Annotated in this window: 24 protein-coding genes; 19 read left to right on the forward strand and 5 right to left on the reverse strand. The window is 72.3% G+C overall.

All coding sequences use genetic code 11. The features are described 5' to 3' along the window. Positions 1 to 109 precede the first annotated feature (109 nt). From ABL310_RS23760 to metK, 4 genes are all read left to right on the forward strand, one after another. A complete protein-coding gene (locus ABL310_RS23760) occupies positions 110 to 1,252 on the forward strand; it encodes a hemolysin family protein (RefSeq protein ID WP_349369465.1) in 1,143 nt (380 codons plus the stop codon). Further along, on the forward strand, positions 1,249 to 2,859 hold the full coding sequence (gene lnt, locus ABL310_RS23765; protein ID WP_349369466.1) for an apolipoprotein N-acyltransferase: 1,611 nt from the start codon (positions 1,249 to 1,251) through the stop codon (positions 2,857 to 2,859). Before ABL310_RS23760 ends, lnt begins: the two co-directional genes overlap by 4 nt. Then, a complete protein-coding gene (locus ABL310_RS23770) occupies positions 2,832 to 3,332 on the forward strand; it encodes a helix-turn-helix transcriptional regulator (RefSeq protein WP_349369467.1) in 501 nt (166 codons plus the stop codon). Before lnt ends, ABL310_RS23770 begins: the two co-directional genes overlap by 28 nt. A 125-nt stretch (positions 3,333 to 3,457) precedes the next feature. Then, positions 3,458 to 4,612: a methionine adenosyltransferase gene (gene metK, locus ABL310_RS23775; RefSeq protein WP_349369468.1), complete on the forward strand. Its 1,155-nt coding sequence runs from the start codon at positions 3,458 to 3,460 to the stop codon at positions 4,610 to 4,612. Between the two features lie 56 nt (positions 4,613 to 4,668). Here the strand turns inward: metK and ABL310_RS23780 are convergent, their stop codons facing one another. From ABL310_RS23780 to ABL310_RS23795, 4 genes are all read right to left on the reverse strand, one after another. Continuing rightward, entirely contained in the window at positions 4,669 to 5,550 is an 882-nt protein-coding gene (locus ABL310_RS23780; protein ID WP_349369469.1) for a CoA ester lyase, read from the reverse strand. Positions 5,551 to 5,649: 99 nt separating this feature from the next. Then, positions 5,650 to 6,108, reverse strand: a complete 459-nt coding sequence (locus ABL310_RS23785) for a DsrE family protein (RefSeq protein ID WP_349369470.1) — start codon at positions 6,106 to 6,108, stop codon at positions 5,650 to 5,652. A gap of 161 nt (positions 6,109 to 6,269) precedes the next feature. After that, on the reverse strand, positions 6,270 to 8,687 hold the full coding sequence (locus ABL310_RS23790; protein WP_349369471.1) for a methyl-accepting chemotaxis protein: 2,418 nt from the start codon (positions 8,685 to 8,687) through the stop codon (positions 6,270 to 6,272). 230 nt (positions 8,688 to 8,917) lie between these two features. After that, positions 8,918 to 9,478: a hypothetical protein gene (locus tag ABL310_RS23795; RefSeq protein WP_349369472.1), complete on the reverse strand. Its 561-nt coding sequence runs from the start codon at positions 9,476 to 9,478 to the stop codon at positions 8,918 to 8,920. A 198-nt stretch (positions 9,479 to 9,676) separates the two neighbouring features. On the opposite strand from ABL310_RS23795, the gene ABL310_RS23800 reads away from it, so the two are divergent. From ABL310_RS23800 to ABL310_RS23855, 12 genes are all read left to right on the forward strand, one after another. Continuing rightward, entirely contained in the window at positions 9,677 to 10,906 is a 1,230-nt protein-coding gene (locus ABL310_RS23800; protein ID WP_349369473.1) for an MHYT domain-containing protein, read from the forward strand. A 167-nt stretch (positions 10,907 to 11,073) separates the two neighbouring features. Further along, entirely contained in the window at positions 11,074 to 11,940 is an 867-nt protein-coding gene (locus ABL310_RS23805; RefSeq protein WP_349369474.1) for a xanthine dehydrogenase family protein subunit M, read from the forward strand. Between the two features lie 11 nt (positions 11,941 to 11,951). Further along, entirely contained in the window at positions 11,952 to 12,452 is a 501-nt protein-coding gene (locus ABL310_RS23810; protein WP_349369475.1) for a (2Fe-2S)-binding protein, read from the forward strand. Beyond that, the gene (locus ABL310_RS23815; RefSeq protein WP_349369476.1) at positions 12,449 to 14,866 is read left to right on the forward strand and encodes an aerobic carbon-monoxide dehydrogenase large subunit; all 2,418 of its coding nucleotides are present in this window, start codon (positions 12,449 to 12,451) and stop codon (positions 14,864 to 14,866) included. The genes ABL310_RS23810 and ABL310_RS23815 overlap by 4 nt, the downstream gene beginning before the upstream one ends. Positions 14,867 to 15,168: 302 nt before the next feature. Next, positions 15,169 to 16,044: a MoxR family ATPase gene (locus ABL310_RS23820; RefSeq protein WP_349369477.1), complete on the forward strand. Its 876-nt coding sequence runs from the start codon at positions 15,169 to 15,171 to the stop codon at positions 16,042 to 16,044. After that, the gene (locus ABL310_RS23825) at positions 16,041 to 17,243 is read left to right on the forward strand and encodes a VWA domain-containing protein (RefSeq protein ID WP_374730350.1); all 1,203 of its coding nucleotides are present in this window, start codon (positions 16,041 to 16,043) and stop codon (positions 17,241 to 17,243) included. Before ABL310_RS23820 ends, ABL310_RS23825 begins: the two co-directional genes overlap by 4 nt. Before the next feature lie 10 nt (positions 17,244 to 17,253). Continuing rightward, a complete protein-coding gene (locus tag ABL310_RS23830; RefSeq protein WP_349369478.1) occupies positions 17,254 to 18,081 on the forward strand; it encodes an XdhC family protein in 828 nt (275 codons plus the stop codon). 34 nt (positions 18,082 to 18,115) lie between these two features. After that, positions 18,116 to 18,685, forward strand: a complete 570-nt coding sequence (locus ABL310_RS23835) for a carbon monoxide dehydrogenase subunit G (protein ID WP_349369479.1) — start codon at positions 18,116 to 18,118, stop codon at positions 18,683 to 18,685. A 148-nt stretch (positions 18,686 to 18,833) separates the two neighbouring features. Then, on the forward strand, positions 18,834 to 20,444 hold the full coding sequence (locus ABL310_RS23840; RefSeq protein ID WP_349369480.1) for an amidohydrolase: 1,611 nt from the start codon (positions 18,834 to 18,836) through the stop codon (positions 20,442 to 20,444). Beyond that, complete coding sequence (locus tag ABL310_RS23845; protein ID WP_349369481.1) at positions 20,441 to 21,232, forward strand: RNA methyltransferase; 792 nt, start codon at positions 20,441 to 20,443, stop codon at positions 21,230 to 21,232. The genes ABL310_RS23840 and ABL310_RS23845 overlap by 4 nt, the downstream gene beginning before the upstream one ends. A gap of 89 nt (positions 21,233 to 21,321) precedes the next feature. Then, complete coding sequence (locus ABL310_RS23850) at positions 21,322 to 21,885, forward strand: histidine phosphatase family protein (protein ID WP_349369482.1); 564 nt, start codon at positions 21,322 to 21,324, stop codon at positions 21,883 to 21,885. A gap of 118 nt (positions 21,886 to 22,003) precedes the next feature. Beyond that, positions 22,004 to 22,381 carry a nuclear transport factor 2 family protein gene (locus ABL310_RS23855; protein WP_349369483.1) on the forward strand — a complete coding sequence of 126 codons (378 nt, stop codon included), beginning with the start codon at positions 22,004 to 22,006 and terminating at the stop codon, positions 22,379 to 22,381. 27 nt (positions 22,382 to 22,408) lie between these two features. Here ABL310_RS23855 and ABL310_RS23860 read toward each other — a convergent pair whose 3' ends face one another. Then, complete coding sequence (locus tag ABL310_RS23860) at positions 22,409 to 23,506, reverse strand: serine hydrolase domain-containing protein (protein WP_349369484.1); 1,098 nt, start codon at positions 23,504 to 23,506, stop codon at positions 22,409 to 22,411. A 121-nt stretch (positions 23,507 to 23,627) separates the two neighbouring features. On the opposite strand from ABL310_RS23860, the gene ABL310_RS23865 reads away from it, so the two are divergent. From ABL310_RS23865 to ABL310_RS23875, 3 genes are read left to right on the forward strand one after another with little or no spacing between them, the layout of a single operon-like run. Then, positions 23,628 to 24,170, forward strand: a complete 543-nt coding sequence (locus ABL310_RS23865; protein WP_349369485.1) for a hypothetical protein — start codon at positions 23,628 to 23,630, stop codon at positions 24,168 to 24,170. Beyond that, positions 24,170 to 24,400 (forward strand): helix-turn-helix transcriptional regulator, encoded by a 231-nt coding sequence (locus tag ABL310_RS23870; protein ID WP_349369486.1) that lies wholly within the window; start codon positions 24,170 to 24,172, stop codon positions 24,398 to 24,400. Before ABL310_RS23865 ends, ABL310_RS23870 begins: the two co-directional genes overlap by 1 nt. Further along, positions 24,397 to 24,573, forward strand: coding sequence for a hypothetical protein (locus ABL310_RS23875; RefSeq protein ID WP_349369487.1), 177 nt, complete (start codon positions 24,397 to 24,399; stop codon positions 24,571 to 24,573). The genes ABL310_RS23870 and ABL310_RS23875 overlap by 4 nt, the downstream gene beginning before the upstream one ends. Positions 24,574 to 24,585 lie beyond the last annotated feature (12 nt).

Below are 24,585 nucleotides of genomic sequence, written 5' to 3' on the forward strand. Positions count from 1 at the left end.
CCCCCCACGACCCTCCCCCGTCCGCGGCGCCGATCCCGGCCGCGAGCCCCAGACGGCCGATCGAAGTCCGATCGCGGCCCGTCCGCAGGGCGCCTCCTCCGAGGAGGCGATGGCGGACGAGCCGCGGCCGCCCGGCCGCGACGGCTGGCTCGACCGGCTCCTCGCCCGCCTCGGGCTGAGGCAGCGGGAAACCACCCGAGCCGACCTCGAGGACCTGCTGGCCCTCTCCGTGGAGAACCCGGACATCTCCACCCGCGAGCGGGCCATGCTCAAGAACGTGCTGCGCTTCCACCGCATGCGCGTCATCGACGTGATGGTGCCGCGCGCCGACATCGTCGCGGTCGCTCACGAAACCTCGCTCGGCGAGATGCTGCGGGTTTTCCGCACCGCCGGCCATTCCCGCCTTCCGGTCTACGGCGAGACGCTCGACGACCCGAAGGGCATGGTCCACATCCGCGACTTCCTCGACTACTTCGTCGCCAGGGCCGAGAACGGCGGCTCGCGCCGGCGCAAGCCGAAGACGCTCGACGCCGTGAGCCTGTCCAACATCGACCTGTCCACCACGCTCGCCTCGGCGAAGATCCTGCGCCCGGTCCTGTTCGTCCCGCCATCCATGCCGGCGGTGGAGCTGCTGGTCCGCATGCAGACGACGCGCACCCACATGGCGCTGGTGATCGACGAGTACGGCGGCACCGACGGCCTCGTCTCGATCGAGGACCTGGTCGAGATGGTGGTGGGCGACATCGAGGACGAGCACGACCTCGCCACCCAGGCGATGATCCAGGCGAGCGGGCCGGACACGTTCGTGGCCGACGCCCGCGCCGATCTCGAGGAGGTCTCGCAGGTCATCGGCTACGACTTCACGCAAGGCGACGTCGCCGAGGACGTGGACACGCTCGGCGGCCTCATCGTCGCCCTCGCCGGTCGCGTCCCGGCGCGCTCGGAGCTGATCGCCGGGCCGGAGAACTTCGAGTTCGAGGTGCTCGACGCCGATCCCCGGCGCCTCAAGCGCGTGCGCGTCCACCGCCGCGACCCGAGCCTGAAGCTCGTGCCCGCGGGCGTCGCCACCGGGGTGGCGGGCCGGCGCGCGGCGAACGGGGCCGGCGCCCCGCACGGCGGCGACGCCGCCGCTGAGGCGGAGCACGGCGCGCCCGCGGATCGGGACGCCGATGCCGGCGCGCGGTCCGAGGAGACCGCCCAGGAGCCCACCGACGCTTCCGGAAGCGAGCCCTCGAGGCAGCCGCCCGCATGACCGCCCTCGCGCACCGCGTCGTCCTCGCCTGGGGCTGGCGGCGCGCGCTGATCGCGCTCCTCGCCGGAGCGGCGGGCGCCCTCGCCATGCCGCCCTTCGGGCTGTTTCCGGCGCTGATCGTCTCGCTCGTCCCCGCGATCTGGCTGCTCGACGGGCTCGGGACGCGCGGCGGCGCACGGACCCTCGCCGAGGCGGCGTGGATCGGCTGGCTCTGGGGCTTCGGCTATATGGTCGCGGGGCTGTGGTGGCTCGGCATGGCGTTCCTGGTCGAGGCGGATCGTTACGCCTGGGCGATGCCGCTGGGCATCGTCGGCCTGCCGGCGGCGCTCGCGTTCTTCTACGCCGCGGGCTTCGCGGCGGCGCGCCTCGCGTGGTCGCGCGGCGCGGGGCGGATCCTCGGCTTCGCCGCCGCGATCGCCGCGGCCGAGTGGCTGCGCGGGCACCTGTTCACCGGCTTTCCCTGGAACACGCTCGGCATGAGCCTCGCCCAGCAGGTCTGGCCCATGCAGGCGGCCTCCTCGCTGGGGCTCTACGGCCTGACGCTGGTCGCGGTGGCGATCGCCGCCGCGCCGGCGACGCTGGGAACCGCGAAGAGCCCGGCCGGTCGCGCGGGACCGGCGGCGCTCGCCCTCGCGGCGCTCGCGGGCCTCGTCGGCTACGGCGCCTGGCGCGTTCCCGCGGACCCGAGCCCGGAGCTCCCGGGCGTCGCGCTGCGGATCATGCAGCCGAACCTCGCGCAGAACGAGAAGTTCGACGCCTCGCGGCGCGAGGAGATCATGGACCGCTACATCCGCCTGTCGGATCGCGCCACGTCCCCCGAGCGCGCCGGCCTCGCCGACGCGACGCACCTCGTCTGGCCCGAGGCCGCCTTCCCCTTCCTCCTCCACCGCGACGCCCGCGCCCTCGCCCAGATCGCGGCGATGCTGCCCCCCGGCGCCGTGCTGATCACCGGCGCCGCGCGGATCGACGAGGGTTACCTCCCGGGCGAGGAGCCGGTCTTCTACAATTCCATCCACGTGATCGCCGACGACGGCGCGATCCTCGAGAGCTACGACAAGGTCCACCTGGTTCCCTTCGGGGAATACCTTCCCGAGGTGTTCGCCTGGGCGCTGGAGACGATGGGGCTCGCTCCCTTCGTCAACGTGCCGGGGGGATTCTCTCCGGGCGCGGCGGCACAATCGCTTTCCGTGCCAGGCTTACCCCGAGTTGCAGCCAGCGTGTGCTATGAAGCCGTCTTCCCCGGCGCCGTCACGCCCGGAGAGGCCCGCCCCGGGCTGCTCCTGAACGTCACCAACGACGGCTGGTTCGGCGATACGCCGGGCCCGCGCCAGCATCTCGCCCAGGCCCGCCTGCGCACGGTGGAGGAGGGTCTCCCCCTCGTACGCGCCGCCAATACCGGGATCTCGGCCGTGATCGATCCCTACGGACGCGTGGTGGCCGAACTGCCCGTCGGGGTGGCCGGTCTTATCGACGCGGGGCTGCCGCAGCGGATCGAGCCCACCTTCTACGCGCGTTTCGGCGATGGCGTTTTTGCAATCTTGCTTCTAATCTGCGCCGGAGCGGCGCTTCTCCTTCGCGGATGCGAGAGGAGGCACGGCGTCGCCTGAGCCGGACAGGTCCCGCCAGGAGCGATGCGTTGAAAAAGTCCCCCAACCCGATCGACAAGCACGTCGGAAGCCGCGTTCGGATGCGCCGGATGATGATCGGCATGAGCCAGGAACGTCTCGGCGAAGCTTTGGGCCTGACCTTCCAGCAGGTCCAGAAATACGAGAAGGGCACCAACCGCATCGGCGCGAGCCGCCTGCACCAGATCGCCTCGATCCTCGGGGTGCAGGTGGAGTTCTTCTACGAAGGCGCGCCGCAGCTCGAAGGCGCCCCCGGAGACGCCGGCCTGGCCGAGCCGCCGACGCCCGCCTACGTCTCCGACTTCCTGTCCACGGCCGACGGCCTGCACCTGATGCGCGCCTTCGTGCGCGTGCGCGACCCGAAGGTCCGCAAGCGCATCGTCGAGCTGGTCGAATCGCTCGCGGTCGAGGACGACGACGCGGCCGCGCCCGCGACGGGCGGGGTTGTTCGATAGAGCGGACACGTTCGTCCTTCCGGGTTGACCGCGGACGCAACGGGTGGCAGAGAAGAGCGCGTTCAGTCCGTTTTATCGGACGGGGCAGCTGCGCCCCGTCTCCCTGGATGAAAGGATTTCGCATCGTGGCGCGCTCCAGCTATCTCTTCACCAGCGAATCGGTGTCCGAAGGCCATCCCGACAAGGTCTGCGACCGCATCTCGGACGAGGTCGTCGACGCCTTCCTGGGCGAGATGCCCGAGGCGCGCGTGGCCTGCGAGACCCTGGCGACGACGAACAAGGTCGTGATCGCCGGCGAGGTCCGCGGACCGGCCACGATCACGAAGGAATACGTCGCGCACCTCGCGCGCCTCGCGATCAAGGACATCGGCTACGAGCAGGAAGGCTTCCACTGGGACACCTGCGCCGTCGACGTCCTGCTGCATCAGCAGTCCGCCGACATCGCCCAGGGCGTGGACGCCGAGGGCGCGGGCGACCAGGGCATCATGTTCGGCTACGCCTGCGACGAGACGCCGGAGCTGATGCCGGCGCCGATCTTCTTCGCGCACAAGATCCTCAAGACGCTCGCCGACGCCCGCAAGTCCGGCGAGTCGAAGCTGCTCGGCCCCGACGCCAAGAGCCAGGTGACGGTGCGCTACGAGAACGGCAAGCCGATGGGCGTGACCCAGATCGTGGTCTCGACCCAGCATCTCGACGAGCACCTGTCCTCCCACGACGTTCAGGCGATCGTCGAGCCCTACGTCCGCCAGTCCCTGCCGGAGAACTGGATCGAGCCGACCTGCGTCTGGCACGTCAACCCGACCGGCAAGTTCCTGATCGGCGGCCCGGACGGCGACGCCGGCCTCACCGGCCGCAAGATCATCGTCGACACCTATGGCGGCGCGGCCCCGCACGGCGGCGGCGCCTTCTCCGGCAAGGATCCGACCAAGGTCGACCGCTCGGCCGCCTACGCCGCGCGCTACCTCGCCAAGAACGTGGTCGCCGCCGGCCTCGCCTCGCGCTGCACGATCCAGCTCTCCTACGCCATCGGCGTAGCGAAGCCGCTGTCGATCTACGTCGACACCCACGGCACCGGCCGGGTCGACGAGGCGAAGCTCGAGGCCGTGCTGATGGACGCCATGGACCTCTCGCCCCGCGGCATCCGCACCAAGCTCGGGCTGAATCGCGCGATCTACGCCCGCACCGCCGCCTACGGCCATTTCGGTCGCGCGGCCGAGGCCGACGGCGGGTTCTCGTGGGAAGCCACCGACATGGCCGACAGCCTCGCGCGCGCCTTCTGAGGCGCCGCGCAGGGCGAGGTTCGAAGGCGGCGGTCCGAAAGGGCCGCCGCCTTTTTTCACCCCCGCTTCCCGATCGCCTCCGCCAGGGCCACGGTGCGCTTCGCCATCTCGGCGTGGAGGCGCTCGACCATGCGGCCGTCGAGCGAAATGGCGCCCTTCGCCGCGTTCTCCGGCTTCTCGAAGGCGGCGATGATCGCCCGCGCCCGCTCCACCTCCTCGGGATCGGGGGCGAACAGGCGGTTCGCCGTCTCGAGCTGCTTCGGGTGGATCAGCGTCTTGCCGTCGAAACCCATGTCGCGCCCCTGCGCGCATTCGGCCTCGAAGCCCTCCGCATCGTCGAGGCCGTTGTAGACGCCGTCGAGGATGTCGAGCCCCTCCGCCCGCGCGGCGGCGAGCGCCTGCATCAGCCAGGGGATCATCGCCGGACGCCCGGGGGTGAGCCGGGCGCGGGTCTCCTTGGCGAGGTCGTTCGTGCCCATCACGAAGCAGGCGAGCCGGGTCAGCGGATCGCGCGCCGCCGCCGCGATCGACGCGACGGAAAGGATGGCGGCGGGCGTCTCCACCATCGCCCAAACCTTGACCGAATGCGGCGCCCCCAGCGCGTCGAGCCGCGCGCCGATGCGGCCGAGGTCCTCCGGCGCCGAGGGCTTCGGCACCAGCACCGCCGCCGGCCGGCAGGCGGCCGCGGCCTTCAGGTCCTCCTCGCCCCAGGGCGTGTCGAGGGCGTTGACCCGCACCACGACCTCGCGATGGCCGAAGCCGCCGGCATGAACCGCCTCGTAGATCCGGCCGCGGGCCTCCTCCTTCACGTCGGGCGCGACGGCGTCCTCGAGATCGAGCAGCAGCACGTCGGCGTCGAGGCTCTTCGCCTTTTCCAGGGCGCGGGCGTTCGAGCCCGGCATGTAGAGGGCGCTGCGGCGGGGGCGGATGGGCTTCATGGACGGCCTCTTCTCCAGATGCGAACCGGGCCGATCCTACGCGCGCGCCGCCGCCGCGCCACCCCGCGAAAAGGATGACGCGGGGCGGGGGTTCGGCCGTCAGGGCCGGACGTAGGTGTAGCCCTGCTGCTGGAGATGCGAGAGCTCGGCCACGCCCGAGGGGACGATGTCCTCCTCGAAGACCTCGAACAGGTCCCATTCGTAGTCGATGTCGCGGCCGGTGAGCGTGTTGCGGCAGACCAGGAACTTCACCCCCTGCGCCCGCATGTCCAGCACCCGCTGCTGCAGGTCGGGATTGTCCCTGGCGTCGCGCAGGAGATGGACGCCGTCGCCGTGCAGGACGACCCGCGCGGTGATGTTCTCGCGGCCCACGGCGTTGATGTGGTTTCGCACGTTCCCGAGCGCGGTCATGTACGGGCGCGCGGCTTCGCCGCCGTCGAAGTTGATGTGGTAGACGACCTTCTGCTCGCCATAGCGCGCGTCCTGCGCCAGGCCCGGGCCGGCCAGCACGAGGAACGCCGCGACGATGGCGGCGGCGATGGCTCTGATCGTGGTCATGGCTGCTTCCTCCCGCCTCTTGTGACGAGGCTCCGGGAAGCGTACCGCGCCGATTTGACGCATGCAAGCCGCGGAATACGTGTGCCGCTCACCGCATCTCGGAGGGCCGAGCCGCCCGCCCGCCCGGCCCGACCTGAGGCCGCGCGGGTCGCGGCGCCGGCTCAGGCCGCCGCCTGCGCCGCCGCGCGGGCCGCGGCTTCAGCCGCCGCTTGGGCCCGCTGATAGCGCGCGACGATGCGGGACATGTCGCCCTCGGCCTTGAGGCCGGCCTGGGCGCGCGAGGCCCAGACGACCGTCGCGTCGATCCGGGTCCCGTCCTCCCAGACGACCTCGACCCGCTCGCCCCTCTGGACGACGCGCGCGCGCACGCCGACCTCGGGGAACCCGATCTTCAGCCCGGAGCGGCAGACGTCGATCAGCACCGCCGCCCGCGGCTCCCCTTCGACGACGAACGATATCGGGTCGTCCGCCGGGATGCGCGTCTCGGCCCGGCGATCGGAGACGTCCTCCGCGACGCCGGTGACGAATTCCTCCACCGCCTTGGACATCTCCTCCGCGACGGCGGAGACGCGCTCGGACACGTCGCGGACCCGATCCGCTTCGCTCTCGGCCTCGTCGATGGCGTGGGTGACGCCGTCGAGGCTGCGGGCCACGGTCGCCGAGCCGGCGGCGGCTCGGCCGATCGAGGCGGCGATTCCGCGGGTCGACTCGTCCTGCGTCTCCACCGCGCTCGCCAGCGCGTGGGCGAGGCCGGCGATTTCGCCGATCGTCGCCGCGATGGTGTCGATCGAGCCGACGACCTCGCCGGTGGAGCCCTGGATGCCGGCGATCTGGGCGGCGATCTCCTCGGTGGCCTTCGCGGTCTGGCCGGCGAGGGTCTTCACCTCCGCGGCCACGACGGCGAAGCCCTTGCCCGCCTCCCCGGCGCGCGCGGCCTCGATCGTGGCGTTGAGCGCGAGGAGGTTGGTCTGCTCGGCCACCTGGCGGATCAGCGCGACGACCTCGCCGATCGCCTCCGCCCCGCGGGCGAGATCGCCGACCGTCGCCGTGGCGCTCTCGGCGATGGACTGGGCGTGCGCGACGCGGTCGCTCGTCGCCTGCGCCTGATCGGCGATCTGGCGGATCGAGCCGGCGAGGGCGTCCGCCGCGGCGCCGACGGACTGGACGTGCCCGTCCGCCTCGGCCGAGGCGGAGCCCGCGGCGCGCGCTTGCTCGGCCGCCCCGGCGCTGACGCTGGTCAAGCGCACCGAGGTCTCGCTCATGGCGCCGGTCTCGGCGGCGAGCGCGCTCTCGACCCGCGCGGCGGTGTCGCGAAAACGCTGGACGAGGCCCTCGATCCGGTCCTGGCGCAGGAGCTCCTTCTCCCGGTCGATCTGCGCCTGCGACTCGAGGCGCATCCGCGCCAGCGCGTTGTCGCGGAAGACGGCCAGCGCCCGGCCCATCTCGCCGACCTCGTCGCGCCCGGCGAGCGGAGCGAGATCGACCTCCGTGGCGCCGCCGGCGAGCGCCTTCATCGCCTGGGTCGCGCGCACGATGCGTCCCGCGACCCGAACCTGGAAATAGCGCACCGCGAGCCCGGTCCCGACCAGCGCCCCCAGGGACAGAACGAGGATGACCACGAGCTTCGCAGTCGCCTCGCGCCGGAGCGTCGCCGCGAGCTCGATGTTCGCCAGGCCCGCCGCGGTGACGACGCCCACGGCCGCCCCGAGCGCCTCCGACGAGCGGGCGAAGTAGGTCTCGAAGTCCACGGGATAGGCGGCCGTCTCGCCGGCGGCGTAGAGCGCACGGCGCAGCTCCAGGTAGTCGACGAAATAGGTCCGGCGCATGGTCGCGAGGGCGTCCGCCACCGCGGGATCGAGCTCCGCGCGGCCGGCGAGCGACTGCGTCAGGCCCCACGATTGCAGCACGCGCCCGTGCGACTCGTACATCTCCGGAATGTTCGCCGGGTCGAGGGGGGCGCCGAGCGCGGTCGCGATGGCGAAATAGGTGCGCTCCCGCCCGCCGTATTCGCGGATGATCCAGGCGCGCTGCATCAGGAGATCGTGCGCGGCGATGGCGGCCGGCGTCTCGTTCGCCGGCGGGCGCACGAGGTCGCCGAGCCCGTTGATCGCGGCGATGGTCGCCTTCAGCCGGTCGATCACGGCGGAATCCGTGATCGTGCGCGCCTCCCGCGGGAGGCGCAGGTCCGGGTCGATGGCCGCGCGGATCTCCTCGAGCGCCCGCCGCTGCCGGGCGAGCCCCTGGACGAGCCCCGGCTCGCCGGGCAGGTCGACGGACGCGAGATGGGCGTCGAGCCGGGCGAAGAGCGCGTTCGACTTCTCGCGCTGCGCGTCCAGCATGGCCTGGAACCGTTCCGGGAACGGCGTGGGGAGCGCGAGCCCGACCTGGGACAGGGAGCGCTCGAGCGAGATCTCGATCGTCGCCTTGTTCAGGTAGGACAGCGCCGAGACCGCGTTTCCGGTCTGCACGCTGGTGCGCAGCCGCTGCAGCTCGCCGACGATGGTGATGCCGGCTGCGACGACGACGGCGAGGGCGACGGCCGCGGTGAACAGAAGGCTGGTGCGACGGATGGACAGCATGGCGCTCCACTCGATCGGGCGCCCGCGAGCGGGACGGTCGACGGCGTTACTGCCGGACCGTAAGTGCAACGGTGTTTATCGCGGGTTAAGGCCCGTCCTCGTGCCGGCGAGCGACCCGGACGACGACCGTTAACGGGCGTCAGGACTTTCGCTCTTCAATAATACACTCGCCAAATGGAGATTACGACCGGCGCTAGACTTGCCCGGGCTCCGCCCGTCGACCGATCCGCTCACTCCACCATCTCGAAGGGCAGCGTCATCGTCGCCTCCTTGTCGGAGGCGATGTCGCGGGTGCGGAACACCACCTCGTAGGAGCCCGGGGCGAGGCCGCGGACCGTGAGCTTGAGCGTGATCTGGAACTCGCGAACCCGCTCGCGGCTGGTGAGGGACAGGCGCTCGAAATTCTCCTGCCCCGCGAGGATCGTGCCGTCCGGCCGCTTCACGAGGAAGTCGACGTCGAAGCCGAACGTGTAGCGCCCGCCCTCGATGGGCCGGTAGCCGTAGCCCACCGGCTCGGCGTAGACGACGAGCGCCTCGCCGGATGCGAAGACGTTGCTCTCGCGCGCGACGAAGACGCCGTACCCGTTCGCCGTATCGGGCTCGATGAAGAGCGCGCGCCGAAAGCCGAGCGGCAAGTCCCGCCAGACGGCCTCCACCACGGCTTCGGCCTTGTGGAGATCGTTCAAGGTCGATTGCGCCGCCGCGCGGCTCGCCGGCGACACGATCAGCGGCGCGGCGAGCAGGCAGGCGACGAGAAACGCGGCAGCGCTCGCGAGAGAGGGCCGAACCATCACGCTTCTCCTTCGAGGCCGCGTCCACGCGGGGCTGCACGACAGCGTAGGTCGACGACCCCGCGAGTCAATCCCGGCGCAATCCCTCGGCGTCATGCGCCACCCCGGCATTGCCCACCGCCCGATTTCGCGGCACTGTGCCCGCCTTCGACCGCGAAGAGACCCAGCGTGACGCGCCGCTCGGCGAGGAGGGGACGGATGATCGACGGGCTCGACCCCATCGCTCTGACGCACGATCCCTGGCTCGTCGCGCTCTCGATCGTCGTGGCGATGCAGGGCGCTTACGTGGGGCTCTCGCTCGCCGGCCGGGTCGGGGACGCCGGGGGACTGCGGCGTCGGGCGCTGGTGCTCGGCGCGGCGGTGTCGTTGGCGGTCGGCATCTGGTCGATGCACTTCATCGGCATGCTGGCGGCGCGCCTGCCGATGGCGGTGGACTATCTCGTCGTCCCGACCGTGTTCTCCTTCCTCGTCTGCGTCATGGTCGTGGGGGCGGCCATGCTGTTCGCGGCCACCGACCAGCCGCTCTGGCTGCGTCTCGGAGCCGGCGGGGCCGGCATGGGCGCGGGCATCGCGTCCATGCATTACATCGGCATGGGCGCGCTCGCGGGCTCGATGACGATGCATCACGCGCCGGCCGTCGTCGCCCTGTCCGTCGCCCTCGCGGTGGGCGCGTCCGCCGCCGCCCTGTGGCTGTGCTTCGAGGCGCATCGACAAGTGCTGTGGGCCTCCGCGATCGCGATGGGGCTGGCCATCTCGGGCATGCACTACACGGCGATGGCCGGCATGGCGCTGCACGCGGCGCCGGGGACGGGTTCGCAGTTCCATTCGACGCTCTCCCCGGACGGGCTCGCGCTGACGGTGGCGATCGTCGCGTTCGCGGTCTCCGGCGTCTTCCTCGCGATGCTGACGCCCGAGCGGCGCGAAGCCGGCGCCGCGGCCGCCGCCGACCAGGCGGGCGCGGGCGCGGTCGACGAGCCCCCGACGGAGCGCGACGCCGCCTACGCCGTGGACGCCGTCGCGCGGCCGGCCCCGCTCGGCGGGGCGGGCGCGCGGTCGCGCAAGCCGTTCGCCGCGCTCACCGTCGAGCGCGCCGGGGCGCCGCTGAAGCTGCCGGTCGAGGCGATTCGCTGCGTGCGGGCGAACGCGCACTACACCTATGTCCGCGACGAGACGCAGGAATATTTCTGCGGGCTGTCGATCGGCGAGGCCGAGGCCGCCCTCGACCCGGCGCGCTTCCTGCGCGTCCACCGCAGCCACATCGTCAATCTCGACCACGTCACGGCGGTGCGCCGGGCGGGCGACAACGGCGCGGTGGATCTCGCCGGCTGCGGGACGGTGCCCGTCGCCCGCGGTCGCCTCGCGGCCCTGAAGCGGCGCTTCGAGGCCGAGCAGTCGGCGCGCGTGCGACCGCTGGATGCGGCCGAATAGGTCAGACGCGCTGACGCATTTCGTGCGGCGTCGACTGCGTTTCGTGCGATGAGGGCGGTTCCTCGTGCAGGAGCGATTGCCGCACCCCCCTCCTGTCTGGACCCTTTCGAAAAAGGCGGGCTCGCCCCGCAAGCAAGGGTTGGAACACTCGAGGAGGAGGATCCGGCGTGATACCCGCCAATTTCGCCTATCACAGCCCGAGCAGCGTGCAGGAGGCCGTGGCGCTCCTGGCCGAGCTCGGCGACGAGGCCCGGGCGCTGGCCGGCGGCCACAGCCTCATCCCGATGATGAAGCTGCGCCTCGCCGCTCCGGAAGCGCTCGTCGACCTCTCCCGCATCCCCGCGCTGAAGGGCGTGCGCGAGGAGGGCTCGGAGATCGTCGTCGGCGCGATGACGACGCAGCATCAGCTCCTCCAGGACCCGATCCTGGCCGAGAAGCTGCCGCTGATCCCGGAGACGTCGGCGGTGATCGCCGATCCGCAGATCCGCTATCGCGGCACGCTCGGCGGCAACGTCGCCAACGGCGATCCCGGCAACGACATGCCCGCCGTGATGATGACGCTCGACGCCACCTACACCCTCGCCGGCCCGAACGGCGAGCGGTCGGTGAAGGCGCGGGAGTTCTACCAGGGCGCCTATTTCACCGCCGCCGAGGACGGCGAGATCCTCGTCGCCGTGCGCATCCCGACGCCGCCGGCGGGCGCGGGCTTCGCCTACGAGAAGCTCAAGCGCAAGGTCGGCGACTACGCCACCGCGGCGGCCGCCGTGCAGCTGACGATGAAGGCCGGCGCGGTCGAGACCATCGCCATCGGCCTCACCAACGTCTCCGAGACGCCGCTCCTCGCCGAGGACGCCATGGCGATCCTCGCGGGCTCGAAGCTCGAGCCGGAGGTCGTCGACCGCGCGATCGCCGCGGCGGAAGCCGTCACCAACCCCGCCTCCGACGGGCGCGGGCCCGCGGAATACCGCACCGCCATGGCCGGCGTGATGCTGCGCCGGGCGCTCGCCCGCGCGGCGTCGCGCGCCCAGGGCTGAGGGGAGAGACCATGTCCAAGGTCCACGTCAAGCTCACCGTGAACGGCAAGGCGCACGAGGCGCTGGTCGAGCCGCGCACGCTGCTCGTCCACTTCCTGCGCGAGGATCTCGGCCTCACCGGCGCGCATATCGGCTGCGAGACCGGCCATTGCGGCGCCTGCACGGTCGACATCGACGGCATGTCGGTGAAGTCCTGCACCATGTTCGCCGCCCAGGCGAACGGCGCCGACATCCTGACGATCGAGGGCGTCGCCGCCCCCGACGGCACGCTGCACGCCCTCCAGGAGGGCTTTCGCGAGATGCACGGGCTCCAGTGCGGCTACTGCACCCCCGGCATGATCGTGCGCGCCCATCGCCTGCTGCAGGAGAACCCGCGGCCGACCGAGGCGGAGATCCGCGCCGGCATCGCCGGCAATCTCTGCCGCTGCACGGGCTACCAGAACATCGTCAAGGCCATTCAGTACGCCGCCGCGAAGCTCGCGGGCGAGCCCTTCCAGGAGGCCGCCGAATGAACGACATGACCCCTCCCACCCGCGAGGAGCGCGAAGCCAAGCTCCAGGGCATGGGCTGCAAGAGGAAGCGCGTCGAGGACGTGCGCTTCACGCAAGGGCGCGGCCAGTACGTGGACGACCTGAAGCTGCCGGGCATGCTCTTCGGCGACTTCGTGCGCTCGACCTACGCCCACGCCCGCATCAAGAAGATCGACGCCTCCGCGGCGCTGGCTCTGCCCGGCGTCAAGGCCGTGCTGACGGCCGCCGACCTCAAGCCGCTCAACCTGCACTACATGCCGACGCTGGCCGGCGACGTGCAGGCCGTGCTCGCCGACGAGAAGGTGCTGTTCCAGGGCCAGGAAGTCGCCTTCGTCGTCGCCGAGGACCGCTACATCGCCGCCGACGCGATGGAGCTGGTCGAGGTCGAGTACGAGGAGCTGCCGCCCCTCGTCGACCCGTTCCAGGCGATGGCCGAGGACGCGCCGCTGCTGCGCGAGGACATCAAGGACAAGACGGAGGGCGCCCACGGGCCCCGCAAGCACCACAACCACATCTTCGAGTGGACGATCGGCGACAAGACCGGCACCGACGCCGCCTTCGAGAAGGCCGACGTCACCATCAAGGAGATGCTCTCCTACCATCGCACCCATCCCTCGCCGCTCGAGACCTGCCAGTGCGTGGCCTCGATGGACAAGATCCGCGGCGAGCTGACGCTCTGGGGCACGTTCCAGGCCCCGCACGTCATCCGCACGGTGGCCTCGATGCTCGCCGGCATCCCCGAGCACAAGGTGCACGTCATCGCCCCGGACATCGGCGGCGGCTTCGGCAACAAGGTCGGCGCCTATCCCGGCTACATCTGCTCGGTCGTGGCCTCGATCGTGCTGGGCGTTCCGGTGAAGTGGGTCGAGGACCGGATGGAGAACCTCTCCGCCACCTCCTTCGCCCGCGACTACCACATGACGACCGAGCTCGCGGCGACGAAGGACGGCACGATCACCGGCATGCGCGTCCACGTGCTCGCCGACCACGGCGCCTTCGACGCCTGCGCCGACCCGTCCAAGTGGCCGGCGGGCTTCATGAACATCTGCACCGGCTCCTACGACATCCCGGTCGCCCACCTGGCCGTGGACGGCGTCTACACCAACAAGGCGCCGGGCGGCGTCGCCTATCGCTGCTCCTTCCGCGTCACCGAGGCGGTCTACGCCATCGAGCGCGCGATCGAGATCCTGGCGCAGAAGCTCGGCATGGATTCCGCCGAGCTGCGGATGAAGAACTTCATCAAGGCCGAGCAATTCCCCTACAATTCGGCGCTGGGCTGGGAATACGATTCCGGCGACTACCACACCGCCATGAAGAAGGCGCTCGATGCGGTGGGCTACGACGCGCTCCGGGCCGAGCAGCGCGAGAAGCGCGCGGCGTTCGAGCGCGGCGAGACCCGCGAGATCATGGGCATCGGCCTCTCGTTCTTCACCGAGATCGTCGGCGCGGGCCCGACCCGGAACTGCGACATCCTCGGCATCGGCATGTTCGATTCCGCCGAGATCCGCATCCATCCCACCGGCGGCGTGATCGCGCGGATGGGCACCAAGAGCCAGGGCCAGGGCCACGAGACGACCTACGCCCAGATCATCGCCACCGAGCTCGGCATCCCCGCCGACGACATCATGATCGAGGAGGGCAACACCGACACCGCGCCCTACGGTCTCGGCACCTACGGCTCGCGCTCGACGCCGGTCGCCGGCGCCGCCACCGCGGTCGCCGCGCGCAAGATCAAGGCGAAGGCGCAGATGATCGCCGCGCACATGCTCGAGGTCCACCACGACGACGTCGAGTGGGACATCGACGGCTTCCGCGTCAAGGGCCTGCCCGAGAAGCGCAAGGCGATGAAGGAGATCGTCTGGGCGGCCTACAACCAGCCCCCGCCGAACATGGAGCCCGGCCTCGAGGCGGTGTCCTACTACGATCCGCCGAACATGACCTACCCGTTCGGGGCCTATGTCTGCGTCATGGACATCGACGTCGACACCGGGGTCTACAAGGTCCGGCGCTTCTACGCGCTCGACGATTGCGGCACCCGGATCAACCCGATGATCATCGAGGGCCAGGTCCACGGCGGCCTGACGGAGGCCTTCGCGGTCGCGATGGGCCAGGAGATCCGCTACGACGAGCAGGGCAACGTGATGGGCGCGTCCTTCATGGACTTCTTCCTGCCCACCGCGGTGGAGACGCCGGTCTGGGAGACGGACCACACCGTCACCCCCTCGCCGCACCACCCGATCGGCGCCAAGGGCGTCGGCGAGAGCCCCCATGTCGGCGGCGTGCCGTGCTTCTCGAACGCGGTGAACGACGCGTTCGCATTCCTGGGCTCGACCCACATCCAGATGCCCCACGACCATTGGCGCATCTGGAAGGCGGCACGGGCGCTCGGTGCGTGAGCGGAGGCCGGTGCCGAAGCACGGGATGTGCACGATGCACGAGCGGCGCGTCGCCTTTCCTTCCCGGTAGGGGAAGGTGGCGCGCCGCGAAAGCGGCGTGACGGATGGGGCGCGGCGCGCGAGCGACGCGTTCCGCGAAGCGGAAGCCCCCGGTGGCGTCCATCTCGACCGTCGATTTCGGCTACGCCGAACGCGCGTGCCGCGCGCCCCATCCGTCTCGGCTTCGCCGAGCCACCTTCCCCTACAGGGAAGGACAGCGATCGGGCGCGCCCGCCGACCATCGTCTCGAGGAGACTACCCCGTTGACCGCCCCCCTCGACCGCGACGCCATCGCAACGCGCCTCGCCGAGACCGGCTACGTGCCCGATCGCGACCTTTCCGTCGCGCTCGCGCTGATGCAGCGGCTCTCGCGCCCGCTGCTGCTCGAGGGCGAGGCCGGCGTCGGCAAGACCGAGATCGCCAAGGCGCTCGCCGCGATCCACGACACCCGGCTGATCCGCCTGCAATGCTGGGAGGGCCTCGACCGGGCGGCCGCCCTCTACGAATGGAACTACCAGCGCCAGCTCCTCGCCATCAAGGCGCGCGAGGGGCACGACGCGAAGGTCGTCGAGGCGGAGATCTTCTCGGAGACCTACCTGCTGGAGCGCCCGCTGCTCGCCGCCATCCGCCAGGAGAAGCCCCCGGTGCTTCTCATCGACGAGATCGACCGGGCGGACGAGGAATTCGAGGCCTTCCTGCTCGAGCTCCTCTCCGACTTCCAGGTCTCGATCCCCGAGCTCGGCACCGTCCAGGCGACGAGCGTCCCCCACGTGATCCTCACCTCCAACGCCACCCGCGAGCTCTCGGACGCGCTGCGCCGGCGCTGCCTCTACCATTACGTCGACTATCCCGAGCCCGACCGCGAGGCGCGCATCCTGCTCGCCCGCCTGCCGGGCATAGACGCGGCGCTCGCGACGCAGATCGCGCGCTTCATCGCCAAGGTCCGCCGCGAGGACCTCGCCAAGGTCCCCGGCGTCGCCGAATCGCTCGATTTCGCGGCGAGCCTCGTGGGCCTGACCGACCTGCGCGAGGATCCCGACGCCGTGCGCGACGCGCTCATCGCCCTCCTGAAGACCCGAGAGGACCGCGCGCGCCTCGCGCCGGAGGTGGTCGCGCGCCTCGTGGAGGGGAGCGCGTGAGCCCGGCCGCGGCGCAGCCCGAGACCGACGTCGCCGCCGCGATCCGCGGCCGGCTGGCGGGCTTCGTGCGCACGCTCAGGATGAACGGCTTTCCGGTCGGCCTCGCCGAGAGCCGCGACGCGCTCGCGATCCTCGCCGCGGCGGACCTGTCGCGCCCCTCCGCCCTGATGCCGGCGCTGCGCACGCTCTTCGCCACGCGCCCCGCCGACTGGGAGCGCTTCCCGGAGATCTACAAGGCCTATTGGAGCGCCCGGCGCACCGGCATGCGGGTCGCGACCTCCGGCGCGTCGCGCAAGGGCGGGCTCGACATCCGCTCCTGGCCGGGGCCCGACCCCAGGCCGGGGCAGGAGGGCGCGCCCGATCGCGTCACCCGCGCCGAGGACGAGGACCACGCCGCCGAGAGCGAGGACGAGGCCGGCAGCCGCCGCGCCGGCGGCTCGCGCATCGAGAGCCTCGCGCACACCGACTTCCGCCACCTGAACGACCCGGCCGAGATCGAGGCCGCCCACGCGCTGGCCGAACGGCTCGCCCGGCGGATGCGGGCGCGGCTCGCGCGGCGCGAGCGCGTCGCCCGGCGCGGCCGGCGGCTCGACCTGCGCCGGACGCTGGCGCGCGCCGTCGAGCGCGGCGGCGAACCGCTCGACCTCGTGCGCCGGCGCCCGCGCCGCAAGCCGTTGAAGCTCGTGATCCTGCTCGACGCCTCGGGCTCGATGAGCGTCTATTCGGCCACCTTCGTGCGCTTCATGCACGGCGTGCTGGCCGGCTTCGCCCGCGCCGACGCCTTCGTCTTCCACACCCGCTTGATCCAGGTCTCGCAGGCCTTGCGCGAGCGCGACCCCGTGCGCGCGGCCGAGCGGTTCGCGCTGCTCGCCCAGGGCTTCGGCGGCGGCACGCGGATCGGCGGGGCGCTCGAGACCTTCAATCGCGCCTACGCGTCGCGCACGCTCACCTCCCGCACGGCGGTGATGATCGTCTCCGACGGCTACGATACCGGCGAGCCCGAGATCCTGGCCCGCGAGATGGCGCGCCTGCGCCGCCGCGCGCGCCGGGTGATCTGGCTCAACCCGATGCTGGGCTGGCGCGACTACGCGCCCGCCGCCCGCGGCATGCGCGCGGCGCTGCCGCATGTCGACCTGTTCGCCCCCGCCCACGACCTCGCGAGCCTCGCGGCTCTCGAGCCGGAACTCGCCCGCCTGTGAGGAAATGGTCATGACCGCCACTGAAGAGCATCGGGACGTCATCGACATCGTCGCCGCCATGCGGGCCCGGGCCGAGCCCTTCGCGGTGGCCACCGTGGTGCGCACCGTTTCCTACACCGCCGCCAAGGCGGGCGCGAAGGCGGTGATCCGCGCCGACGGCACCGTCACCGGCGGCTGGATCGGCGGCGGCTGCGCCCGCGGCGCGGTGCTGCGCGCGGCGCGCCAGGTGATCGCCGACGGGCAGGCGCGGCTGATCTCGGTGCAGCCCGAGGAGCTCCTCGCGGATCTCGGCGTCGAGCCCGGCGACGAGCGCGAGGGCGTCCGCTTCGCGGCGAACCGCTGCCCGTCCAAGGGCACGATGGACGTGTTCGTCGAGGCGGTGCTGCCGAAGGCGCAGCTCGTCGTCTGCGGCGCGACGCCCGTCGCCAAGGCCCTGTGCGATCTCGGCCGACGGATGGGCTACGAGACCGTCGTGCATGCGCCCCAAGGCGATCTCGACGCCTTCGCCGCGCCGGACCGGCGCATCGCCGGCTACGCGGTCGCTCGGCACGCACCTCAGACGCGTTTCGTCGTCGTGGCGACGCAGGGCGCGGGCGATGCGGCGGCGCTCCGCGCGGCGCTCGAGAGCGACGCGGGCTACGTCGCCTTCGTCGGCTCGCGGCTCAAGGCGGCGGCCCTGCGCGCCGAGCTCGCGGAGGCCGGCCTGGCGTCGTCCGCCTCGGAGCGCCTGCACGCCCCGGCGGGGCTCGACATCGGCGCCATTACGCCCGAAGAAATAGCGGTGTCGATCCTGGCCGAGATCACCGTCCTGCGCCGCCGCGGCCAGCGCGAAGCGTGAACGCCCCCTTCAGGAACACGAGAAAGGAAACGCCATGGACATGACCGACAGCCAACGGATCGCCGCGCCCCGCGAGGTGGTCTGGGCCGGGCTGAACGATCCGGAGGTGCTCAAGCAGTGCATTCCCGGGTGCCAGGAGATCGAGAAGGTCTCCGACACCGAGATGACGGCGAAGGTGACGCTGAAGATCGGCCCGGTGAAGGCGACCTTCAACGGCAAGGTGACGCTCTCCGACCTCGATCCGCCGAACGGGTACGTGATCTCCGGCGAGGGCGCCGGCGGCGCAGCCGGCCACGCCAAGGGCTCGGCCACGGTGAGCCTCGAGGCCGTGGAGGGCGAAGGCGGCGCCGAGGAGACGATCCTCACCTACGACGTGAAGGCCCAGGTCGGCGGCAAGATCGCCCAGCTCGGCGGGCGCCTGATCGACGCCACGGCCAAGAAGCTCGCCGGCGAGTTCTTCACCAAGTTCGGCGAGGTCGTCGCCCCGCCGCCGCCGGAGGAGGAGGGCGAGCCGATCTCGGGCGAAAGCGGCGAGGACGCCCCCAAGAAGGGCTGGTTCGGCGGGATGTTCGGCAAGAAGAAGGACGCCAAGGCGGCTGAGTGACCGCGCCGGAGTGACCGCGGCGGCGTGATCCGCGCGCTTCGGGGAATGCGAAATGGCGCGTGGGGGCGCCAAAGCAGGCTGGCGTCCCTCTCGCGCAGCTTGTAGGCATGGGCGGCCCCGCCAAAGGGCGAAACGAGGGAAGAACGCCATGCCTGCCCCCACCCTCCTCCTGGTGAACGGCCGCGTCTTCGCCGGCCGCGAAGAGGGCGTTCACGAGGCCATCGCGATCGCCGGGAACCGCGTGGCCGCGCTCGGCACGACCCGCGAGATCGCCGCCCTCGCCGGGCCCGGCACGCGCACGATCGACCTCGGCGGGCGGCTCGCGGCGCCGGGGCTGATCGACGCGCACATGCATCTCCTGCCGCTGGGCATGACCATGGTCGAGCTCGACCTGACGCCCGCGGCGGCCCCCACCCTCGACGTCCTGCTCGCCCGCATCGCGGAGCGCGCCACCGCCCTGCCGAAGGGCGCCTGGGTGATCGCGCGCGGCTACGATCAGGCGCAGCTCGACGTCGGCCGCCATCCGCATCGCGAGGAGCTCGATCGCGCCGCGCCGGACCACGCGGTCTTCGTGGTGCGCGCCTGCGGCCACGTCTCGATCTGCAATTCGCTGACGCTGCGGCTCGCCGGCATCGACGAGACCAGCGTCGCGCCGCAGGGCGGGCTCATCGAGAAGGACGCGCAAGGCCGTCTCACCGGCCTCCTCGCCGAGACGGCGCGCGATCCCGTGCGCGCGGTGATGCCGCCGCCCACGCACGCCGAGCTCGTCGACGCCATCGAGCGCGCCGGGCGCGCCTGCCTCGCCTACGGCATCGTCGGCGTGATGGACGCGGCGGTGGGCATGCGCGCCGGCATGGCCGAGCTCGACGCCTATCGCGCCGCCCGCGCCGAGGAGCGGCTGCCGGTGCGCGTCTCGCAATGCCTGCTCGGCGGGCCCGGCGGTATCGCGGAGGCCGCCTTCGAGGCGGGCCTGCGGCCGGGCGACGGAGACGCCTGGCTGAAGGCCAAGCAGATGAAGATCTTCACCGACGGCAGCGCCGGCGGCCGCACGGCGGCGATGAGCGCGCCCTATCTCGGCGAGCCGGCAACGAGCGGCCTGCTCTCGCTGACGGACGAGGAGATGCGCGCCCATACGCGCCGCTATCACGACCAGGGCTGGCAGCTCGCGGTCCACGCCATCGGCGACGCCGCCATCGAGCAGACCCTCGACGCGATGGAGGCGGCGCTCGCGGCCGCGCCCGACCCGGACCGCCGCCACCGCATCGAGCATTGCGGCTTCGTGCGCCCGGACCAGACGGCGCGCATGGTCCGGCTCGGCATCGAGCCCGTGCCGCAGCCGGTCTTCCTGCACGATTTCGGCGATCTCTACGTCCAGGTGCTCGGCGAGGAACGGGCGCTGCCCTCCTACCCGACGCGGACCTGGATCGAGGCCGGCCTCCACCCCGCCGCCTCCTCGGACGCGCCGGTCTGCTCGGTCGATCCGCGCCTGTCGCTCGAGGCGATGATCACCCGGCGCACCCGGACGGGCCGGGTCATGGACGTCGCCGAGCGGGTCTCCCCCGAGACGGCGCTCGCCGCCTTCACCGAGTTCGGCGCCTATGTGGAAAAGGAGGAGGCGTCGCGCGGGCGGCTCGCGCCGGGCATGCTGGCGGACCTCGCCGTGTTCACCGAGGACTTTCTCGCGACGCCGGACGCCGTGCGCGACGCGCGCTGCGCGCTGACCGTCGTCGACGGCGTCGTTCGCCACGAGGCCCCGTGAGGGAGACGATCCCCGTCACCGATCCCGACGATCCGCGTATCGCGGATTACCGCGCCGTGCGCGAGCGCGACCTCGTCGGCCGGGAGGGCCGGTTCGTGATCGAGGGTGAGGTCGTGCTGCGCCTCGCCGCCCGGCGGGGGCGCTTCCCGCTCGTCTCGGCGCTGCTCTCAGAAAAGCGCGCCGCGCTCGCCGAGGTCCTGCCGGACGACGTTCCCGTCTACGTCGCCGGCCAGCCGGTGATGGACGCGATCGCCGGCTTTCCCATCCATCGCGGCGTGCTGGCCATCGGCCGGCGCGGCGAGGCGCCGGACCCGGCCGCGCTCCTCGCGGGCCTGCCGCCGCGCGCCGTCGTCGTGGCTCTGATCGGCCTGACGAACCACGACAATGTCGGCGGGATCTTCCGCAACGCCGCCGCCTTCGGGGCGCAGGCCGTGCTCCTCGATTCCGAGACCTGCGATCCGCTCTACCGCAAGGCGATCCGCGTCTCCGCCGGCGGCGCGCTCGTCGTTCCCTTCGCCCGCGCCGGCGATCCGCCGGCGCTGATCGCGACGCTGGAGGAGGCGGGCTTCACGCCGCTCGCGCTCTCCCCGCGCGGCGCCTTCACGCTCGCGAGCCTGCGCCGTCCGGACCGCGTCGCCCTCCTGCTCGGCGCGGAGGGGCCGGGCCTGCCGGAGGAGGTCCTCGCCCGCGCCCGCACCGTGCGCATCCCCATGGCGGGCGATTTCGACAGCCTCAACGTGGCGGTGACGAGCGGCATCGCGCTCCATGCGCTGGCGGGGCCGGGGTGAGCCGGGTCTCCCCGTCGGGTCCTCGGCGGAGCTTGATCGGAGGCGACCGTGCACCATCATCCCCCGGGGTCGTCACGGAGGAGGTCGCGTTGATCACCCGTCGTTCGCTGCTCGCCGCTCCTGCCCTGCTCGCCGCGTTCCCGGCTTCGGGTACCGCGGCGGAAGACACCGCCTGGGCGGCGCTCCGCGAGCCGGGCGCGGTGGCGCTCTTCCGGCATGCCCTGGCGCCCGGCGGCGGCGACCCGCCCGGAATGCGCCTCGACGATTGCGCGACCCAGCGGAACCTGAACGACGTCGGGCGTGCGCAGGCCCGCCGCATCGGCGAGGCCTTCCGCGCGCGCGGCGTCGAGGTCGGCGGGGTTCTCACCTCCGAATGGTGCCGGTGCCGCGAGACCGCCGAGCTCGCCTTCCCCGGCCGGGCCGTGGCGGAGCCGGCCTTCAACTCGTTCTTCGGGGATCGGAGCCAGGGGCCCGCGCGCACCGCGGCGGCGCGTAGGATCCTCGACGCCTGGTCGGGACCCGGCGCGCTGGTCGTGTCCACCCACTTCGTGAACATCTCGGCCCTGACCGGGATCGGCCCCGGCTCCGGCGAGGGCATCGTCATGCGCCGCGGCGCGCGCGGGCTGGAGGTCGTCGGCCGGATCGCTCCGTGAGCGCCGGGCCCGAGCGCACGCCGGCGCGCACCTGCCGGCGCGGGGACCGCGCGGCTTGCCCGCGACGGACGTCCAGGGCAATGTCCGGTCGCCCGCCGCAGCCGAGGAGGAGAGGTCCGTGACCCAGCTGCCCGACCCGATCGCCGCCTACCTGCGCGCCTACAACGCCAAGGACGTCCCCGCCATGCTCGCCTGCCTGGCCGACGACGTCGTCTTCCGCAACGTGTCGGGCGGCGTCGTCGACGCCGAGGCGCGCGGCAAGGAGGAGTTCGGGCGCATGGCGGCCTTCGGCGCCGAGGCCTTCGCCTCCCGCGCGCAGACGGTCACGCAGGCGCTCACGGTGTGGGACACGACCCTCGCGACGATCGCCTACGAAGCGGTGGTGGCGCGCGACCTGCCGAACGGCTGGACGGCGGGGCAGGCGCTCTCCTTCACGGGCGCCGCGCTCTACCGGCTGCGGGACGGGCTGATCGTCGAGCTGATCGACCAGAGCTGAGAGGCGCCGTCGCCTCGGGAGGCGCTCTCACGCGCCGATCGCGCCGAGGAGGAGGTTCGCCGCCGCCGCCGCCGATCCGTCTCCCGTGAGCGCGACGGCGACGATCGCGTCCTGGTCGGGCACGTAGGCGACGATCGCCTTCGCGCCCGCGAAGCCGCCGGCATGGCCGAGCCAGGGCGTCGTCCCTCCGTTCCCCGGAACGTCGAAGACGATCACGCCGCGCCCGTACCAGAAGCCGTCGTCGTTCATCGGGTAGAGGCGCGCGAACTGGGCGCGCACGGTCTCCGCGGGCAGGACGCGCCCGGAGAGGAGGTCGCGCAGGAGCAGCGCCATGCTCGCCGCATCCGCCGCGAGGGACCCAGCAGCGCGGGCGTCGCGCGGCTCCTCCCGCTGGGCCGAATTCTGAAGCGCCTCCTGGGGCGCGAGCGGCGCGACGTCCGCCTGGTCGTCGTCCGGCGCGAGCAGCCGAATGTCGACGGCGGCGCTGCGGGCCAGCACCAGCGCCGCCGCCGCCTCGTGATAGGGCCGGCCGGTGACGCTTTCGATCACCCGCCCGAGGAGCACGTAGCCGGCGTTCGAGTAGCGCCACACGGTTCCGGGGCACGCGATCGCCGCGGGCGGGCGGTCGCCCGGCGCATCCCGCGCCAGGCCGGCCGTGTGCTCGAGCAGCATGTCGATCGTGACGGCGTCCCCGTTGGGCACGTCGTCGACATGGGCCGCGATCGGGTCGGTCAGCGAGAGCCGATCCGCCTCGGCGAGGCGGAGGATGGCCGCCGCGGTGACCATCTTGCCGACGCTCGCCCAGGCATGCAGGGCGCCGGGCGACGCGCCGCGGGTCGCCGACCAGGGCGCGTCGCCGCCGCGCCAGACGGCCGCGGTCATGGACACGGCGTTCGTCCGTGCGAAGGCGTCGTCGAAGGCCCGCTCGAGACGCGCCGCCTCGTCCGCCGCGAGCCTCGCGCGCCCCGGGTCGCGCAGCGGCAGCGTGCCCGGGGGCAGCGCCGGGCGCAGAGGCGCGCCGGCATAGACCTGCCCGTCACGACACGCCTCCGGCGCCGCGACGGGCAGGGTCGCGCATCCGGCGCACAGCAGCGCCACGACGAGGAGGGCGGGTGCGGGCTTCATGAGGTCCTCTCGCTCGGCCGGACAGCGGGCGGTTCCGGCGGCGCGCTTCAGTACAGCAGAAAAATATTATTGCAAGACAGAAAGATTGTGCCTAGATGCCGCGGAGAAACAGGAGACCTTCATGCCCCGCGCCGACGCGTCCCCCGCCGCGGAGCGGCTGCGCCGCCGCTCGCGCCTCGCAGCGCTCGCCTGCCGGCTCGTCGCGATCGCCATCCCGCTTCTCGTGCTGGCGAGCTGGATCCTGGGCGCGGCGCCGGCAGCCGTGCTCGACCGTCTCGGTCGGCCCGACGCACCCGCGACGATCCTCGTCGCGATCGCCGCGCTCGTCTCGCTCGCGCCCGCTGCGGCGCTCTGCCTCTCGCTCCTCGCGGCCGGCCGCTGCTTCGCGGGCTTCGCCGCCGGCGACTGGTTCGGCCCGGGTCAGCCGCGAGCGCTCGCCACCTGCGGGCGATGGCTCCTCGTCTCCGGCGTCGCGAGCCTCCTCGCGCCCACCTTCGTCGGGCTCGCCCTGACCTGGGACGCGCCCGCCGGCGCGCGCGCCCTCGTCCTCGACGTCTCCAGCGCCGCCCTGACCGCCTGCCTCTTCGGCGCGCTCATTCTCGCGCTCGGAGGAGCGTGGGAGAGCGCGCGCGCGATCGCCGCCGAGAACGAGCAATTCGTCTGATGCCGATCGTGGTGCGCCTCGACGTGATGATCGCCCGTCGCAAGATCAGCTCGAAGGCCCTGGCGGCGCGGGTCGGCATCACCGAGGCCAACCTGTCGCTGCTCAAGCGCGGGCACGTGAAGGGCGTGCGCTTCGAGACGCTGGAGAGGCTCTGCCGGGAGCTCGACTGCCAGCCCGGCGATCTTCTCGAATTCGTGGCCGAGCCGGAGACGAACGACGAGGATCGATGATGCGCCGCCTGGAGACGAACGCCCGCCGCATGCTGCGCCGCCGCGGCCCCTACGATTGGTTCTGCGCGATCCTCACGCTCGCGCTCCTCGCGTCCGGCGCGTGGCTCGCCGCGTTGACGGTCGCGGCGTTCCTGGTCTGGATCGAGGACAGGCTCGTCGGCGAGGGGTCCTGACGCTCGCGTCGG

Origin of the sequence: Salinarimonas sp. (genome assembly GCF_040111675.1) — a bacterium.
Taxonomy (GTDB): Bacteria; Pseudomonadota; Alphaproteobacteria; order Rhizobiales; family Beijerinckiaceae; genus Salinarimonas.

Bases quoted from the DNA above. Each gene is read 5' to 3' on its own strand.
- ABL310_RS23780 (WP_349369469.1), bottom strand. From the start codon at position 5,550: ATGAAGCCCATCCGCCCCCGCCGCAGCGCCCTCTACATGCCGGGCTCG.
- ABL310_RS23770 (WP_349369467.1), top strand. From the start codon at position 2,832: ATGCGAGAGGAGGCACGGCGTCGCCTGAGCCGGACAGGTCCCGCCAGG.
- ABL310_RS23785 (WP_349369470.1), bottom strand. From the start codon at position 6,108: ATGACCACGATCAGAGCCATCGCCGCCGCCATCGTCGCGGCGTTCCTC.
- ABL310_RS23835 (WP_349369479.1), top strand. From the start codon at position 18,116: ATGGACATGACCGACAGCCAACGGATCGCCGCGCCCCGCGAGGTGGTC.
- lnt (WP_349369466.1), top strand. From the start codon at position 1,249: ATGACCGCCCTCGCGCACCGCGTCGTCCTCGCCTGGGGCTGGCGGCGC.
- ABL310_RS23760 (WP_349369465.1), top strand. From the start codon at position 110: ATGGCGGACGAGCCGCGGCCGCCCGGCCGCGACGGCTGGCTCGACCGG.
- ABL310_RS23795 (WP_349369472.1), bottom strand. From the start codon at position 9,478: ATGGTTCGGCCCTCTCTCGCGAGCGCTGCCGCGTTTCTCGTCGCCTGC.
- ABL310_RS23865 (WP_349369485.1), top strand. From the start codon at position 23,628: ATGCCCCGCGCCGACGCGTCCCCCGCCGCGGAGCGGCTGCGCCGCCGC.
- ABL310_RS23800 (WP_349369473.1), top strand. From the start codon at position 9,677: ATGATCGACGGGCTCGACCCCATCGCTCTGACGCACGATCCCTGGCTC.
- ABL310_RS23830 (WP_349369478.1), top strand. From the start codon at position 17,254: ATGACCGCCACTGAAGAGCATCGGGACGTCATCGACATCGTCGCCGCC.
- ABL310_RS23860 (WP_349369484.1), bottom strand. From the start codon at position 23,506: ATGAAGCCCGCACCCGCCCTCCTCGTCGTGGCGCTGCTGTGCGCCGGA.
- ABL310_RS23870 (WP_349369486.1), top strand. From the start codon at position 24,170: ATGCCGATCGTGGTGCGCCTCGACGTGATGATCGCCCGTCGCAAGATC.
- ABL310_RS23790 (WP_349369471.1), bottom strand. From the start codon at position 8,687: ATGCTGTCCATCCGTCGCACCAGCCTTCTGTTCACCGCGGCCGTCGCC.
- ABL310_RS23810 (WP_349369475.1), top strand. From the start codon at position 11,952: ATGTCCAAGGTCCACGTCAAGCTCACCGTGAACGGCAAGGCGCACGAG.
- ABL310_RS23840 (WP_349369480.1), top strand. From the start codon at position 18,834: ATGCCTGCCCCCACCCTCCTCCTGGTGAACGGCCGCGTCTTCGCCGGC.
- ABL310_RS23815 (WP_349369476.1), top strand. From the start codon at position 12,449: ATGAACGACATGACCCCTCCCACCCGCGAGGAGCGCGAAGCCAAGCTC.
- ABL310_RS23875 (WP_349369487.1), top strand. From the start codon at position 24,397: ATGATGCGCCGCCTGGAGACGAACGCCCGCCGCATGCTGCGCCGCCGC.